15 protein-coding genes are annotated in these 15,107 nt (G+C 74.3%); 9 read left to right on the plus strand and 6 right to left on the minus strand.

The genetic code is table 11. The features are described 5' to 3' along the window. The first annotated feature begins 320 nt into the window (after positions 1 to 320). The 3 genes from ACZ47G_RS32080 to ACZ47G_RS32090 are packed head-to-tail and all read left to right on the plus strand — an operon-like array spanning position 321 to position 3,314. A complete protein-coding gene (locus ACZ47G_RS32080; protein WP_465748738.1) occupies positions 321 to 1,394 on the plus strand; it encodes a HesA/MoeB/ThiF family protein in 1,074 nt (357 codons plus the stop codon). Continuing rightward, positions 1,387 to 2,664 carry a hypothetical protein gene (locus ACZ47G_RS32085; RefSeq protein WP_465748740.1) on the plus strand — a complete coding sequence of 426 codons (1,278 nt, stop codon included), beginning with the start codon at positions 1,387 to 1,389 and terminating at the stop codon, positions 2,662 to 2,664. Before ACZ47G_RS32080 ends, ACZ47G_RS32085 begins: the two co-directional genes overlap by 8 nt. A 44-nt stretch (positions 2,665 to 2,708) precedes the next feature. After that, complete coding sequence (locus ACZ47G_RS32090) at positions 2,709 to 3,314, plus strand: hypothetical protein (RefSeq protein ID WP_465748742.1); 606 nt, start codon at positions 2,709 to 2,711, stop codon at positions 3,312 to 3,314. A 69-nt stretch (positions 3,315 to 3,383) separates the two neighbouring features. On the opposite strand, the gene ACZ47G_RS32095 is transcribed toward ACZ47G_RS32090, so the two are convergent. Together ACZ47G_RS32095 and ACZ47G_RS32100 are read right to left on the minus strand one after the other, a co-directional pair. Further along, on the minus strand, positions 3,384 to 4,433 hold the full coding sequence (locus ACZ47G_RS32095) for a TolB family protein (RefSeq protein WP_465748744.1): 1,050 nt from the start codon (positions 4,431 to 4,433) through the stop codon (positions 3,384 to 3,386). Positions 4,434 to 4,584: 151 nt separating this feature from the next. Beyond that, the gene (locus ACZ47G_RS32100) at positions 4,585 to 5,055 is read right to left on the minus strand and encodes a nuclear transport factor 2 family protein (RefSeq protein ID WP_465748746.1); all 471 of its coding nucleotides are present in this window, start codon (positions 5,053 to 5,055) and stop codon (positions 4,585 to 4,587) included. A gap of 103 nt (positions 5,056 to 5,158) precedes the next feature. Between ACZ47G_RS32100 and ACZ47G_RS32105 the strand changes: the two genes are divergently transcribed. Further along, the gene (locus tag ACZ47G_RS32105; RefSeq protein ID WP_465748748.1) at positions 5,159 to 5,728 is read left to right on the plus strand and encodes a TetR/AcrR family transcriptional regulator; all 570 of its coding nucleotides are present in this window, start codon (positions 5,159 to 5,161) and stop codon (positions 5,726 to 5,728) included. 103 nt (positions 5,729 to 5,831) lie between these two features. Here ACZ47G_RS32105 and ACZ47G_RS32110 read toward each other — a convergent pair whose 3' ends face one another. After that, positions 5,832 to 6,731 (minus strand): chitosanase, encoded by a 900-nt coding sequence (locus ACZ47G_RS32110; RefSeq protein ID WP_465748750.1) that lies wholly within the window; start codon positions 6,729 to 6,731, stop codon positions 5,832 to 5,834. A gap of 461 nt (positions 6,732 to 7,192) precedes the next feature. Further along, entirely contained in the window at positions 7,193 to 8,431 is a 1,239-nt protein-coding gene (locus ACZ47G_RS32115) for an alginate lyase family protein (protein ID WP_465748752.1), read from the minus strand. 215 nt (positions 8,432 to 8,646) lie between these two features. Here ACZ47G_RS32115 and ACZ47G_RS32120 point away from each other — a divergent pair, with 215 nt between their 5' ends. Beyond that, positions 8,647 to 8,790, plus strand: coding sequence for a hypothetical protein (locus ACZ47G_RS32120; protein WP_465748754.1), 144 nt, complete (start codon positions 8,647 to 8,649; stop codon positions 8,788 to 8,790). Then, positions 8,780 to 8,944: a hypothetical protein gene (locus ACZ47G_RS32125; protein WP_465748756.1), complete on the plus strand. Its 165-nt coding sequence runs from the start codon at positions 8,780 to 8,782 to the stop codon at positions 8,942 to 8,944. The genes ACZ47G_RS32120 and ACZ47G_RS32125 overlap by 11 nt, the downstream gene beginning before the upstream one ends. 88 nt (positions 8,945 to 9,032) lie before the next feature. On the opposite strand, the gene ACZ47G_RS32130 is transcribed toward ACZ47G_RS32125, so the two are convergent. Beyond that, positions 9,033 to 10,319: a DUF5685 family protein gene (locus ACZ47G_RS32130; RefSeq protein WP_465748758.1), complete on the minus strand. Its 1,287-nt coding sequence runs from the start codon at positions 10,317 to 10,319 to the stop codon at positions 9,033 to 9,035. 213 nt (positions 10,320 to 10,532) lie between these two features. Here ACZ47G_RS32130 and ACZ47G_RS32135 point away from each other — a divergent pair, with 213 nt between their 5' ends. Genes ACZ47G_RS32135 through ACZ47G_RS32145 form a run of 3 tightly spaced genes read left to right on the plus strand, consistent with a single transcriptional unit; the run spans position 10,533 to position 13,313 of the window. Then, positions 10,533 to 11,096 (plus strand): helix-turn-helix domain-containing protein, encoded by a 564-nt coding sequence (locus tag ACZ47G_RS32135; protein WP_465748760.1) that lies wholly within the window; start codon positions 10,533 to 10,535, stop codon positions 11,094 to 11,096. Next, positions 11,093 to 12,598, plus strand: coding sequence for an MFS transporter (locus ACZ47G_RS32140; RefSeq protein WP_465748762.1), 1,506 nt, complete (start codon positions 11,093 to 11,095; stop codon positions 12,596 to 12,598). The genes ACZ47G_RS32135 and ACZ47G_RS32140 overlap by 4 nt, the downstream gene beginning before the upstream one ends. Positions 12,599 to 12,626: 28 nt before the next feature. Then, complete coding sequence (locus tag ACZ47G_RS32145) at positions 12,627 to 13,313, plus strand: alpha/beta fold hydrolase (RefSeq protein ID WP_465748764.1); 687 nt, start codon at positions 12,627 to 12,629, stop codon at positions 13,311 to 13,313. Positions 13,314 to 13,642: 329 nt separating this feature from the next. Here the strand turns inward: ACZ47G_RS32145 and ACZ47G_RS32150 are convergent, their stop codons facing one another. Next, positions 13,643 to 15,052, minus strand: a complete 1,410-nt coding sequence (locus tag ACZ47G_RS32150; protein ID WP_465748766.1) for a DUF2252 domain-containing protein — start codon at positions 15,050 to 15,052, stop codon at positions 13,643 to 13,645. Positions 15,053 to 15,107: the final 55 nt, after the last annotated feature.

Consider the following 15,107-nt stretch of genomic DNA (forward strand, 5'->3'; position numbering starts at 1 on the left):
GATCGGGTCCGGCACATGACTCACCCACGAAGGAGACGATCATGCAGAACGAGAACATCGAGAACGTCGACATCCAGGTCGAGGACGAGGCCATCGAGGTCCGCATGCTCGACCGCATCGAGACCATCGGCTCCAAGGCCGTCGAGGGCTGATCCTCCGACGCGGAGCGACACCGAGTGCCGGCGGGGGGCGCCCCCCGCCGGCACCTCGGCGTCACCGGCCACCTCGGCTTTCACCGCACCTGGCACCGCACCTGGCACCCCACCTGGCACCCCACCTGGCACCGCCCGTACACCGAACTCCCGGGAAGAGCCGCTCTGATGAGACTTCCGAAGGTCAAGTTCGACCACCTGCCCTACCGCACCGACGACGGCTCGGTGCGGATCGGCGGCGAACTCTACGGCCTCGGCGCCGAGATCCGCGACCCGCACGGGTGGGTCTGGACGGCCCTCGGCCTGATGGACGGCACCCGTGCCGAGGAGCGCGTCATCGACGAACTGCGCGCCGAGCACCCCGGGTTGGCGCCCGCTCCGGCCGCCCGGATCGTCAGCGGACTGATCGCCACCGGCTACGTCGAGGACGCGGCCGGCGCCGACACCGACCGGCTGGACGCCGCCGAACAGGACCGCTACGCCAAGAACCAGGCCTTCTTCCGCCGGATCGACCTGCGGCCCCGGGAGAGCCAGTGGGACGCCCAACTGAAGCTCAAACGCGCCAGTGTGGTGGTGCTCGGCGTCGGCGGCACCGGCAGCCACGCCGCCTGGGCGCTGGCGGCCGCCGGGGTCGGCCGGGTGCACTGCGTCGACCCGGACCGGGTCGAACTCTCCAACCTGACCCGTCAGGTCCTCTACACCGAGGCCGATCTCGGCCGACCCAAGGCGGAGGTCGCCGCCGAGCGGCTGCGGGCCGTCAACTCCGGGATCGAGATCACCCACGACACCCGGACGGTGGACAGCCGGGCCGCGCTCGCCGAACTGGTCGCCGGCCACGATGCGCTGGCGTTGTGCGCGGACGAGCCCGACAGCGAGACCCTCCGCGGCTGGGCCTCGGAGGTCTGCGCGCAGACCGGGGTCCCGTGGGTCGGCGGCGGCTACAACGGCCCGTTCGTCTCGGTGGGCACCTTCACCCGGGAGGGCCCCTGCTTCCAGTGCGTCGCCGCCGGCGAGGAGGCCCGGCTGCCGGACGGACCGCCGCCCAGGCTCGGCGGCAAGGGCGTGCTCTCGGCCTCCGCCGGCATCTCCGGCAACCTCGTGGCCTACGAGGTGATCGCGCTGGTCTCCGGGGTGTCCCGGCTCGCCCCGGGCTACCTGCGGGCGATCAACCTGATCGCCCCCGACGACCAGCCGCTGATCCGCCACGAGCGCCGGCCCGACTGCCCCAACTGCCGTGGCTGACGGACTCCGTGACGACGGGCTCCGTGACGACGGGCTCCGAGACGACACCAGGGTGGTCTTCCACCCGCTCGGCATGCGCGAGGACGCCGGGGAGTGGATCGTCGGCCGGGCCGACACCGGCGACTTCGTGGCGCTGCCGCCCGCGGGAGTCCGGGCCATCCGGCTGCTCCAGTCCGGTCTGTCGGTGGCCGAGACAGCGGCCCGCATCCAGCGCGAGACCGGCCGCCGGCTGGCCGTCGCGCCCTTCGTCGCGTCGCTGACCGCGCTGGGCTTCGTCCGCTCGGTGGACGGCCGCGAGGTGGACTCCGCCCCGCCGGTGCGGCCCACCTTCCCGTGGATCCGCACCGAGCACGTCCGGTGGCTGCTCAGCCCGGTCGTCCCCGTCCTGCTGCTCGCGATCGCGGCGGCCGCCGCCGTCGTGCTGGCCGTCCGGCCCGAACTGCTGCCGAGCTGGCACGACCTGGTCTGGAGCGACCGGGGCACCCTCGTGCTCGCCGGGCAGGCCGCGCTCACCTGGGCGATGCTCTTCGTCCACGAGCTGTCGCATCTGCTCACCGCCCGCGCGGCCGGTGTCCCGGGGCGGATCCGGCTCGGCACCCGGCTGCAGTTCCTGGTGATGCAGACCGACGTCTCCGGGATCTGGCAGTGCACCCGGCGGGTCCGCTGCACCGTCTACCTCTCCGGCATGGTGCTGGACCTCGCCACCGCCGGCGGCTGCGTGCTGATCGAGGCCGGCACCGGTCCGAACCGGCTGCTGTCCCTGCTCGCGCTCAGCAAACTGCTCGCCGTGGCCGTCGAGTTGATGGTCTTCATGCGCACCGACGTCTACTTCCTGCTCCAGGACCTCCTCTCCTGCCGCAACCTCTACCAGGACGCGGCGGCCCACTGCCGCCACCTCGCGGCCCGCTGCCTGGGCCGGGCCCACCCCGACCCGCTGACCGCCCTGCGGGCACGGGAGCGGCGCATCGTCCGCGGCTACGCCGTCCTGATGGGTCTGGGCACCGTCGGCTCGCTGGTCCTCGCCTACCTGGTGTTCGCGAAGGTGACCCTGGTGCTGCTCACCCGGGCCCTGCACACCCTGGGCGGCCCGGCCGACCGGCTCTCCCTCGCCGACGCCGTCGCCACGGTCATCGCGCTGGTCACCACCCAGGGCCTGTGGGTACGCGCCTGGTGGCGCCGGCACGGCCCGAAGGTCCGCCCCGCGCTGCGGTCGCTGCTGCGGCGCCCGGGGAGTGCGGCGCAGACCCCGGGACGGACAGCCGGACCCTGACCGGCACTCGACCGGGGGCGCGCCCGGCTGGTATCGATAGGGGCGTGCGATTCGAACAGGTACCGATGCCGGACGAGGTGGGGGAGCGCCCCCGGGACGAGCGCGGGTACCCGGTGCCGGCGATCACGCCGTGGCAGGACGGGCAGCCGCAGTTCGCCCTGACCGACCACGGGCGAAGCGCCGACTGCGCGTTGGAGCGCCGCTGCTCGGTGTGCGGGGAGTTCATGCCGCGCGGACCGGTGTGGCGGGTGGTCGGCCCGGGGGAGAGCGCCGCGATCGCGGAGGCGCTCGCGGCCGGGCGCGGCTACCGCAACCTCGCGCCGACCATGGAGGGCCCGGGCCACCGCGCCTGCATGCTGTACGCGTCCATGGTGTGCCCCTACCTGGCCCGGCCCAACGCCCGCCGGAAGGTGACCGCCGAGGGCTCGGCGGACGGGCTGACCGCCGCCGCCGTCCGCGGTGCGGCGCGCGGCGGGACGGGGGCGGTGGTCGGGTTCGGTGACTACGAGTACGCCGTCACCGAGGACCGGGTGCTGTTCCGCTTCCTCGACGTGGTCGAGTTCCTGCCGCACGAGTCGGCCGACGAGCACCTCGCCGAACTGCGCGCCGAGCTGGCCCGCGCGGCCGGAACGTCCTCGGGCACCGCCTAGGACCGACTCGGGCCGACTCCGGGGCCGACTCGGGCCGCCTGGGACCGGCTCGACCGGCCCGGACCGGCCCTACGGCCGGTAGGAGGGCAGGCCCTTGATGGTGGAGACCTGGGTCGGCGCCGCCGAGCCGTCGGCCGGCACGGTGCTGATGCCGTCCGGGGTGCGGGCGGCGACGGTCTTGCCGTCGGGGGACCACGCGGGCTCGGTGTAGTCGGTGGTGGCCGAGGGGGTGAGGTCCTTCCCGGCCTCCTGCCCGAACTGGGAGGACCGGGTGAACAGGTGGTCGTGGCCGTTCACCGAGCGGACGAAGACCACCTCCTGGCCGTCCGGCGACAGCGCGGGCTGGGAGCCCTTGCCGAGGTCGCGGGTGTTCGGGCGGATGTAGTCGTCGTAGACGTACACCTCGTTCGCCGGGGTGTTCGCGTAGGCGATCCCGCCCTGCGGGCCACCCGCGTTCGCCCAGGTGTTGCCGGTCTTCGGCGGCTGCGGGATGCCGCTGTCGGAGCCGCCCTCGGAGCTGCTCGGGGTGAGTACCTGAGGGGTGCCGCCCTTGGCGGGCACGGTCTCCAACTGCAGCACGCCACCCTTGGCAGCGGCGAAGACGACGTTGTTGAAGCGCTCGGTCTCATTGGGCACCGAGTCCCCGCTGGGCCCCTTGATGGCGTGCTGCCAGGTCGGGTGGGACCAGGCCTCGCCGCTGGGGGCCTTGGCCAGGGTGGACTTGGCGCTGCCGTCCGGGTTGGCGGTGACCAGGTCGCCGTCGCCGTTGACGAAGACGACCTTCTTGCCGTCGGGGGACCACGCGAGGTCGCGCACCACCGTGCCGAAGTCGACGGTGGTGCCGTTCATCGCGACGGTCCTGGTGCCCGTGCTGATGCTGAGGTGGTTGGCCGCGGAGGTGCCGTTGACCTCCTTGACGCCCGGCGCGGGGCTGCCCGAGTGCGAGCCGCCGCCCGGCGCCGCCGTGCCCGGGGCCGCCGAGCCGGGAGCAGCCGTTCCGGTCGCGCCGGGGGCCGCGGAGCCGGGGTCGCTGTTGTCGGGGCCGCAGGCGGAGAGCAGGACGGCGCTCGCGGTGGTCATCAGGGCGATGGTGGCGGCGGTGCCGAATCTGTTGCGCACGGACATTGCAGGGTCCCCCTCGGATGGTGCTGTCGCTTTCGACAAAGAGGTTTCCAGCCCGAGGTCAGGACCGGGTGCGCGCTGTGTCACAGCCGTGGAACAAGCGCCACCGACGCGGCGTCAGTCGGCTTGTCCGGTAGGGCCGGAGTGCTCAGAGGCCGAGTTCGGTGAGGCCCGGGTGCCCGTCCGGACGGGGGCCGGCGGGCCAGTGGAGGAGGCGTTCGCCGGCGGTGATCGGCAGGTCGTTGATGCAGGCGAGGCGGCGGGCCATCAGGCCGTGCCGGTCGAACTCCCAGTTCTCGTTGCCGTAGGAGCGGTACCACTGGCCGCTGTCGTCGTGCCATTCGTAGGCGAAGCGGACCGCGATCCGGTCGCCGTCGTGCGCCCACAGCTCCTTGATCAGGCGGTAGTCGAGTTCGCGCCGCCACTTGCGGGTGAGGAAGGCGGCGATCTGCTCGCGCCCGGTGAGGAACTCGGCGCGGTTGCGCCAGCGGCTGTCGGGTGTGTACGCGAGGGCGACGCGCTGCGGGTCGCGGGTGTTCCAGGCGTCCTCGGCGGCCCGGACCTTGCGGTGGGCGGTCTCCTCGGTGAAGGGCGGCAGGGGAGGGCGCTGTTCGGGCATGGGGCATCTCCTCGGGAACGGGCATTCCGCCGGCGAGAACGATCGTTCTCACTTCAGTCGCTACCCTAGGAGAATCATCGTTCTCACGCAAAGGGCACGGCAGATGGAGCAGGTGGACCCACGGACCCGGATCCTCGACGCGGCCGAGGAGCTGTTCTACGGACAAGGCGTCCAGGCGGTCGGGATGGACGCCGTCCGGGCCGCCTCCGGGCTGACCATGCGCCGGGTCTACCAGCAGTTCCCGTCCAAGGACGAGCTGGTCGAGGCCTATCTGCGGCGCCGCGACGCGCGCTGGCGGGCGAGCCTGGCCGTCCACGTCGCGCGCACCGGCGGCACGCCCCGGGATCAGCTGCTCTCGGTGTTCGACTGGCTCGGCGGATGGTTCGCCGAGCCCGGCTTCCGCGGCTGCGCCTTCGTGAACGCCTTCGGCGAACTGGGCGCCGGCACCCCGGCCGTGGCCGCCGCCGCCCGGCACCACAAGGCGGAGTTCGCCGGGTACCTGGCCGGCCTGGCCGAGGCGGCCGGCGCCCCGCCCGCCACCGCCGCCCAGCTGGCCCTGCTCGCCGAGGGCGCGATCACCGTCGCGGCCGTGCACGGGGACCCGAGTGCCGCCGCCGACGCCCGGGAGGCCGCCCGGCTGCTCCTGGACGCGGCCCTGGCGGGCCGCGGCTGAGAGGGCTGACGGGGGTCGGGGCTGAAAGGGTTGGGGCGGAAAGGGTGGGGGCTGAGGGGGCCGGGGTCCGGGCCCACACTCCCGGACCCCGGGGCGACGCGGCTCAGCCGATGGTGTAGCCGGAGCCGTAGGCGGTGATGGTGAACGGGCCGTCCAGGACGTAGTTACCGGTGGCGGCGATCCGACGCAGGCACTCGACCCGGTCGACGGACTTGCGCCACTCGTCGGCGGTGGAGGAGTTCGCCGGGTTGTTCAGGTCGTCGATCCGGACGTCGAAGAAGGCGTCCAGCCAGGCGCGCTCACCGGCGGCCGAGGGCGATCCGACCTTGGCGGTGGTGCGCCCGATCAGCGCGGGCAGGGCGTCGTACTCGCTGCCGTTGCCGTGCTGGATGGAGGCGTCGTACAGCTCGGCGCGGGCCAGTGCGGTGGTGAGGCCGAGCCGGTCGGCCTGGTCCATGGCCGGGGTGAAGTAGCGCTGGTCGACCTGGTCGTCCTGGACCTGCCGGAAGGCCGGGTCCTGGGCGGCCTGCCGCCAGGCGGCGATGTAGTCGGCCTCGGGCAGGCCGCTGGTGTCGCCGCTGCCGGCGGCGGCCAGGCGTTCCAGTTCGGGGATGAAGCGGGAGAGCGGGTTGTCGGGGGAGACGGCGGTGTAGGCGCGGACCACCTTGAGGGCGTCGCCGTCGTTGGTGGTGAACCCGGCCCGGCCGGCGGTGACGCCCCGGCCGTCGTTGATGTTCTCGGCGTAGCCGTACTGGATCTCGGTGGTGCTGTTCTCGAAGACGCTGACCAACTGGTCGGCGCGGCGGCGCTGGTCGGGGGTGAGCCCGCCGGCGGCCACCCGCTGGGCGGTGGCGGTGGCGGTGGCGGTGGCGGTGGCGACGACGGTCGGGCCGGCTGGGGCCTCCGGCGTGGCCTGCGCCGAGGAGGCGGCGCAGCCGGTGCCGGCGGTCAGCAGGACCACCGCGGCGACGGCCGCGAGGCGGTGGGTCCGGGAAACTCGCATGGGCCTGCTCCGATCTCCGGGGGTGCAACCGCCGGAGGCAGTGGGGTGGCGCGGCAGCTCGTCGCGGTGACGCCGTGGGGGACGAGCGCGAGCTCGCGGCAGCAGATTAGAGGCCGGGGCGGGCGGCAGTCCATATGGTAAGGAAACTTTCCTAATAAAATTGCGTAAGGGCCCGCACGACTCCGCATGGGCCCCGCACGGCCCCGAGCGGAGCCGCTCGGTCGTCGCCGAACGGGTCGCGCCGGTGATACCAGCCGACCGGGACGAGGCCTACGAGACGGGCGACTTGGGCGCCGACACCACCGTCCGACGCCTGGACGACGCCCGGCTGCTCGGCCGGCCGGCCCCCAAGCCGGTGGGCCGGCACGCCGAGCTCTCGGCGGACGACCTACTGGCAAAAAACTGGTCCGCCCGGCGTCTGTCGCCCGCCGTCCGCCGCCCACTTGGAGCGGCGCCCGGGCTCAGGGCGCGTCGGTGTGGGTGAGGGTCTCCCAGCCGATGAAGTAGTCGGCCCCGAAGGGGCTGTGCGCCGCCACGTACTGCTCCGTCTGCGGCATCGCCAGGCCCTCGCGCAGGTGGTACTCGTTGTAGGCGAGTTGCACGGCCGGCCCCAGGCCGGTGTTCACCGAGCCGTCGCACAGCCAGTCCGGGGCGCTCGCGCCGTTGTCGTAGGCGGTGTGGAACTCCAGGGCCTTGACCAGCCGTTCGCGCCCCTCGCCCCACAGGTCGAGGCCCTGCAGCCGGGCCGTCTCGGCGGTCTGGGCGGCGGCCTCCAGGCCCCAGCCGGTGTGGCCGAAGTCCCGGCAGGTCTCCTGCGAGAGCCCGTCCACGAAGGTGGACTGGCCGTTCCAGTACTTGACCAGCGCGGACTGTCCCTGGATCCCGGCCTTCGGCGGCGGCACCGGGAGGTCGCCGTCGGAGGAGAGGTAGACGTAGGCGGGCAGCCGGTGCCGCCACAGGTCCGCGGCCCGGTCGAACAGGCCGTGGTCGTCGAGGAAGACGGCGATGCCCATCAGGGCGTCGGTCTGGATCAGCTCCCAGTTGCCGTTCTTGCGCGGGCTGCCAGGGGTCAGCAGCGGCACGTAGACGGTGCGCAGCATGGTGGCGAAGCGGTCGACCGAGCCCGCGGACCAGCCGGCGTCCGTGTGGCGGATCAGCTCCGCGGCGCGGGCCCAGTTGTTGCCCGACCAGCCGGTCTGCAGCGGGGCGTTGGTGTTGGTGTGCTCCCGGATGACGCCCGACCAGGCGTCCATGATGGCGATCGCCTTGTCGGCGTGGCGCCGGTCGCCGGTGAGGGCCCACTGCAGGGCGTGGGCGTAGGCGGCCATCGAGTCGTCGCGCTCGTCCGAACAGCCGTTGTTGGGGTGGGAGCTGGAGCCGCACTCGACGGTGGCGCGCGGCTTGGGCTGCCAGTCGAGCGAGGCGTACTTGCCGGCCCGCAGATCCGCGAGGGCGGAGGTCCAGGGCTCGACACCGTCGGCCAGTTTGCCCTTGACGAAGGCGAGTTGCCGCGCGCCGACCAGCACTCCGGGGTGCTGGAAGGCGGCGGCGGGCCGGCTGCCGACCGTCGGGGTGCGGGCTTCGGCGGGGGCGCCGGCGGTGGGCAGGAGCAGCGCGGCGAGGGTGGCGCCGGCGATCAGCGTTCGGACAGCGCTGCGGGCGGTGCTGCGGGTGGTGTTCCTGGTGGTGGTACGACCCATGGGAAGTCACCTCTCGGCGGGGGAGGAGGTCGTGCTCAGGTTCGGGGGTGGGAAGTTAGGAAACCTTCCTAACTGCCTACCGCAGGGCATTGAACCACCAACGCGTGAACACGCCAAGCCGCCCCGCGCCGCGCGCCCTTGCGGGGCCGGGCCCCGTGCGTCCCACCAGTCCCTCGTTTATCGCCCGTTGATCGCCGCCGCCTACCGTCGGTTCCATGGACGACAGGACGGCCGAGTGGCCGGGGGCGGCGCCCGAGGGGCGGATGACGGAGCAGGACACCGAGCGGTTCCGGCAGTTGCTGGCCGGGCTGGAGAACTCACTGGCGGCGGACCGGGAGGTGGCCGGGCGTGACGCCTGAGGCCGCCGAGCCGGTTGACCCGGTGGCGGTGCTGCCGCTGTGGCGGCGCGGCGCGGAACACCAGGACGCGGATCGGCCCGGGGTGCTGCGGGGGCACCCCGGGCCGGTGGAGTGGCTGTCCGATCAGTCGGCGGCGGCGCCGGACGAGCGCTGACGGATCGAGCGCCGACAGCTCGAATGCTGACGGAGAGGTTGCGGGCGGAGAGGCCGCGGGCGGAGCTGACGGGGCAGGCGGCGGCTCACTAGCAGTCGCAGCCGCAGCCGTCGCAGCCGCAGTTGTCGCAGCAGTCGCACCCGCACTTGCAGCAGTCGCAGCAGTCGCCGCAGCCGCTGCAGTCAGAGGCGTCGCAGCAGTCGCAGCAGTCGTGCCGCTCGCAGAAGCCCTTGCGGCGCTCCCGGGTGAACGGGTCGTCGTGCTCGCAGCAGAGCAGCTGGCAGGAGCAGGCCATCAGTGCCCACACCGCGCACCCGGCGAGCAGGTTGCGCGGCTGCGGCGGCTTCCCGCCGGGCGGCGGGAGGAAGCCCGGCCCCTGGGGTACCCACGGGGGTACGGGCGCCTGGTCCGGGGCCTGACGCGGCGGAGCGTCCTGCGGGTGCTCGGCGGTGACGCCGGTGGCGGCCCCGCCGGTGGCCCCGCCGGCGGCGCCGTGGCGGCAGCTCCTCCCGCGCCCGGCCCGGCCGAAGACCCGGTCCACCGCGCTCTCCGTCTCGTGCCCGAGCAGGACGTGCACCAGGGCCCGGTCGGTCAGTTCGACCTCGCGCAGCGCGAGCCGGATGCCGTGCACGGCGTCCCGGCAGAGCCGCTCGGCCTCGGCGCGGTCGGTGCCGGTGGCGGTCAGCGGGTTCCAGGCGCCCGAGGCGGCGTCGGCGTCCTGGTCCTCGGCGGCGTCCAGGAGGTGGGCGAGCCGGCCGAACAGCCGCCCCGCCTCGGCGAGCGGGGCGGCGTTGCCGGGCCGCCCGGCGATCACGGCGGTGTGGGCGAAGGCGGCCGAGGTGGCGGTCTCGGTGGGCTCGGTGACCAGCAGGACGGAGCTGCCGGGCAGCAGCGTGCGCTCCAACTCGCCCTGCCGGGAGGCGGCGTCGAGCAGTACGGCGGTGTCGAAGCCGACCGTGGAGGCGCTGCCCGCGCTCTTGCGGTCCCAGCGGCGGGTCACCGCGCGGGCCCCGGCGGCGACCGGCCGGCGGGCGAACACGCCGTCCCGGTCCTCGACGTGGTCGCGGATCTTCACCGAGGCGAGTGCCAGCGAGACGGCGGCGGCCAGCCGGGCACCCTCGCCCTTGGCCACCGAGGCGGTCCGCATGCCGCGTAGCGGGCAGGGCCCGGCGGTGCGGCGCCAGGAGGAGTCCTCCCGCTCGGCCTGGGCCTCGACCAGGACGGAGATGATCAGCCCGTCGTAGTTGGTGGCGGTCCGGGCGAGCTGCCCGTGGTCGTCCCGCAGAGCGAGGCAGAGCCCGCAGAGGTGCGCCATCCAGGAGGTCTGGAGGCGCTCGGACAGTCGGTGCCTGCACGGCCTGATGATGCCGAACACGATCGTTGGTCCCCCTCGCCGATGGGCCGCTGACCGGCCACTTTGTCGGCGGACATCATATGAGCATGCTGCGGCCGGGGCTCCAGGGACGGGTGGGGCCGGCCGAATCGGAGCTGAAGCGAAGCCGAGCCGTCGTCAGACCGTCACCGGGTCCGAGGGAACCACGTCGGAAAGTCGGGAGAACGATCCCATATTCGGGATAGCATCGCGGATATGGGAATCGACACCGCCGCCGATGAGCGGCTGGCACAACGGCTCGCCGAGTTGCGGGTCGAACGCGGCTGGACCCTGGAGGAGTTGGCCCGGCTCGCCGACGTCAGCCGGTCCACCCTGTCCCGGGTGGAGCGGGCCGAGGTCAGCCCGACCGCCGCGCTGCTCGGGCGGCTGTGCGCCGTGTACGGGCGGACGATGTCCCGGCTGCTCGCCGAGGTGGAGTCCGGCCCCGCCCGGCTGGTCCGCGCCGAGGACCAGCACTCGTGGCAGGACGAGGCCACCGGCTTCGTCCGCCGCGCGGTCTCCCCGCCGCACGGCTCGCTGCACGCGGAGATCGTCGAGGGCCGCCTCCCGGCCGGTGCCGACATCGCCTACGACCGGCCCTGCCTGCCCGGGCTGGAGCACCACCTCTGGCTGTTCGAAGGGCAGTTGGAACTGAGCCTGGACGGCGAGCCGCAGCTGCTCGGCCCCGGCGACTGCCTGCGCTACGGCTCCGGCACCAGCCGCTTCCGCAGCCTCGGCCCCGGCGCGGCCCGCTACGCCCTCGTGGTGGTCGAACCGTGAGCGCCGCCGACGGCCCCACCGGGCCGATAGCCGAGCGCCCGGTCGCCGCACCGCCGAAGGAGCGGTTCGACGCCGCCGGGCGCCGCGTGCTGCTGGTCTGCGTCGCGGGTGGCTTCACCACCCTGCTCGACCAGTCCGTGCTGAACACCTCCATCCCCGCCCTGCGCGAGGCCCTGCACGCCCAGCCCGCCCACCTCCAGTGGATCGTCGCCGGGTACTCGCTCGCCTTCGGCCTCGCGCTGATCCCCGGTGGGCGGCTGGGCGACGTCAAGGGCCGCAAGTGGTTCTTCGTCACCGGCCTCGCCCTGTTCACCCTGGTCAGCCTGGTCTCCGCGACCGCCGGCGACCCGGTGGTGCTGATCGCCGCCCGGCTCCTCCAGGGCGTCGGCGCGGGCCTGGTCAACTCCCAGATGATCGGCACCCTGCAGGACGTCTTCGACGGCCAGCTGCGCGCCCGCGCCCTCGGCATGTACGCCGTGACCGGCAGCCTCGCCTTCGCCCTCGGCCCGCCGGTCGGCGGCCTGGTGCTGGCGGCGGCCGGCCCGGAACTCGGCTGGCGACTCACCTTCCTGCTCAACGTCCCGTTCGGGCTGGCGACCGTCCTGCTGGCCGTCCGGCACCTGCCCAAACCCCGCCCGGCCGCCCGGAACGCCGATCTCGACCTGCTCGGCCTGCTGCTGGTCGGCGCGCTCACCCTGGTCCTGATGCTGCCCTTCGTCCAGCCGCCCGGCCCTGCGGGCTGGCTGGCCTTCGCGGCCGGCGCACTGGCGCTGATCGGCGCGCTCGTCGGCTGGCAGCGCCGCTACGCCCGCACCGGCGGGAACCCGCTGGTCCACCCCGCGCTCACCCGCTCCGCGCCGTACGCGCTCGGCACGGCCACCGCGATGGCGCAGTTCGGCTCCTCGCTGGCCGCCTCGCTCGTCCTCACCATGTTCCTCCAGGACGGCCTGGGCCTGTCCCCGATGGGCGCCGCCCTGGTCTCGCTGCCCTCGGCGCTGGCCATGGCGACGGCCTCCGCACTCGCCTGGCGGGTGGTGCAGCGGCTCGGCCGGCGCACCGTCACCATCGGGATGACCGGATCCGCACTGGCCATGCTGCTGAGCGGCGCCGTCGCCCACTGGGCCCCCGCCGCCGTGCTGCCCTGGCTGCTCGCCCTGCTCCAACTGCTCAGCGGCGCCTCGGTCGGACTGATGGGCTCCACCAACCAGGCCTACGTGCTGCGCCACGCGCCCGCCGAGGCGGCCGGGGTGAGCGGGGCGATCCTGCAGATGGCGCAGCGGATCGCGGCGGCCGTCGCGGTCTCCGCGCTGTCCGGGGTCTACCTGCGGGAGACCGCCGGGGGCGGCGGCCACCGCTCCGCGTACCTGGCGGCCAGTCTGGTCTGCGCCGCGGTGGCCGGACTCGCCGTGCTGGCCTCGGTGTTCGCCGGCCGGGCCACCGGCGGGGAACGGGCGCCCGGGGAGCCGGCCGCGCTGAGCCGAGGGCGAACAGCCGTCCGCTGACCGCCGACCGTCGCGTACGGTGGCGGGCATGACGACAGTACGGACGGTCCGGCTCCCCGAGGTCACGCTCGCCTACCGGGAGAGCGGACGCCCCGACGGCCCGCCGCTGGTGCTGCTGCACGCCCTCGGCGAGCGCGCCGCCGACTGGGACACGGTGCTGCCCGACCTCGCCCCCGACCACCACGTGTACGCGCCCGACCTGCGCGGCCACGGCGACAGCGGCCGCACCGCCGAGTACGGCCTGGAGCGGATGCGAGAGGACGTGCTCGCCTTCCTGGACGCGCTCGGCCTGGACCGGGTCGACCTGGTCGGCCACTCGATGGGCGGGGCGGTCGCCTACCTGCTCGCCCAGGCCGCGCCGGAGCGGGTGAACCGGCTCGTCCTGGAGGAGATCCCCGCCCTGTACCCGCGCCCGGCCAGCGTGCCGCCCGAGGGCGAGCAGGAGCCGGCGCACTTCGACTGGGCGATGGTCCGGGCGATCAAGGCGCAGCTCGACGACCCCGACCCGGCCTGGCGGGCCGGGCTGACCCGGATCACCGCCCCCACCCTGGCGGTCGCGGGCGGGGCCGCCAGCTACATCCCGCAGGAGCGGATCGCCGAACTCGCCCGGCTGGTCCCGGACTGCCGGCTGGTCACCATCGAGGCCGGGCACCTGGTGCACAGCGCTCGGCCGGCCGAGTACATCGCCGCCGTGGCACCGTTCCTGACGCCCTGACGCCCTGACGCCCTGACGCCCTGACGCCCTGACGCCCTGACCGTCCTGGCCGGCCCGGCCGTTCACCCGAAGAGGATCGCCCGCCCGCTCGCGAGACTGGCCCGGCAGGCCCGGTACAGCTGGTGCCAGGCGAAGACCTCTCCCGCCATTCCACGCCCTCCGCCGCCAACGCCCGGTGCAGCACCTCGGCCTCGGCCCGCAACTCCGGGGCGCCGAGCGCCCCCACGCTGATCGTCAGTCCCATGGCCCGACAATCCAGGGCCTGTCTTCGAACCCCCGTCTGCGGGAGTTCGAGGACAGGCCCTGGCCCCGCCCTACGACAACCGTCCTCAGACCCCCTGCTCGGCGGGGAGGCGGCCGTTGCGGACGGCGGTGAGCAGGTCGGCGTGGTCGGCCTCGGTGCGGTCGGCGTAGGCGACGGCGAAGGCGGCGATCGCCTCGTCGAGGGCCTCGCCCTTGCCGCAGTAGCCCGCCAGCAGGCCCGGGTCGGCGGTGTGGGCGTGGGCCCGGGCGAGCAGGGCGCCGGTGATCCGGGCGTAGTCGTCGAGCTGGCCCGGGAGCAGGGCGGCCGGGTCGACGCTGCCCTTGCGGTTGCGGAACTGCCGTACCTGGTACGGGAGTCCGTCGACGGTCGTCCAGCCGAGCAGGGTGTCGCTGACCACCTGCATGTGCTTCTGGCCGAGCACCACGCGCCGGCCCTCGTGCTCCTCCGGCGGCTGCCCGGGGCCGCCCAGGTGGGGCAGCAGGGCGGACGGCCGGGCCTCCTTCACCTGGAGCACCAGCGGCTGGTCCCGGTGGTCGGTGAGCAGCACCACGTACGAGCGGGTGCCGACGCTGCCGGTGCCGACCACCCGGAACGCCACGTCCTGCACCCGGTAGCGGGACAGCAGGGTGCGCACCTCGGCGGGCACCGTGGCCACGTACGGGCCGAGCGACTCGGCCACCGCCCGGGCGGTCGCGTCGGTGACCCGGGTGAGCACCGGCGGGGCCGCCGTGAAGCGCCAACCGCCGTCCGCGGTACGGGTGGTGCTGCGGGCGGCGAACCGGGCGCTGGTGTTGCCGAGGGCCTTCGTCCCGACCTTCCGCAGCACCTCGGCGAGGTCGTGGGCCTCGGTGAAGACCACCAACTGCTCGTCGGCCACGGCGTTCCAGGCGTCCAGGGCGGGCAGCTTGGCCAGGGTGCGCATGGTGCGGCGGTAGGAGGCGGCCGCGTGCTCGGCGGAGGCCCGGGCGGTGGTCTCGTCGGCCCCGGTCTCCCGCCCGGCCAGCACCAGGCTGGTGGCCAGCCGCTTGAGGTCCCATTCCCAGGGGCCGGGCACGGTCTCGTCGAAGTCGTTGATGTCCATCACGAGTTGGCCGCGCGCGTCGCCGTACAGCCCGAAGTTGGCGGCGTGGGCGTCCCCGCACAGCTGAGCGCTGACGCCGGTCACCGCCGTGCCCGCGAGGTCGGCGGCCATCAGCCCGGCCGAGCCGCGCAGGAAGGCGAACGGGGTGGCGGCCATCCGGCCCACCCGGAGCGGCACCAGCCCGGGGATCCGGCCCGCGTTGGAGGCCTCGATCGCCGCCACGGCGGTGGGCCGGTCGGGCGCGGGCGCGAACTCCGCGTGCCGCTCCCGGGGGACGCGCCCGCGCAGTGCCTTGCCCTGTTCGCGGGCCCGCAGGGCCCGGCCGTCCGGCCCGGTCGCGAATCCGGGGACGGTGAACTGCCGCCGCGTCGTGGTGTTCCCGTGGTCCGTCACTGTTCCCCGCCCGCCTGCCTTGCTCGAACTCCCGCCCGTGACCTGCACGGATGGC

This window comes from Kitasatospora sp. NPDC030952, assembly GCF_055571335.1.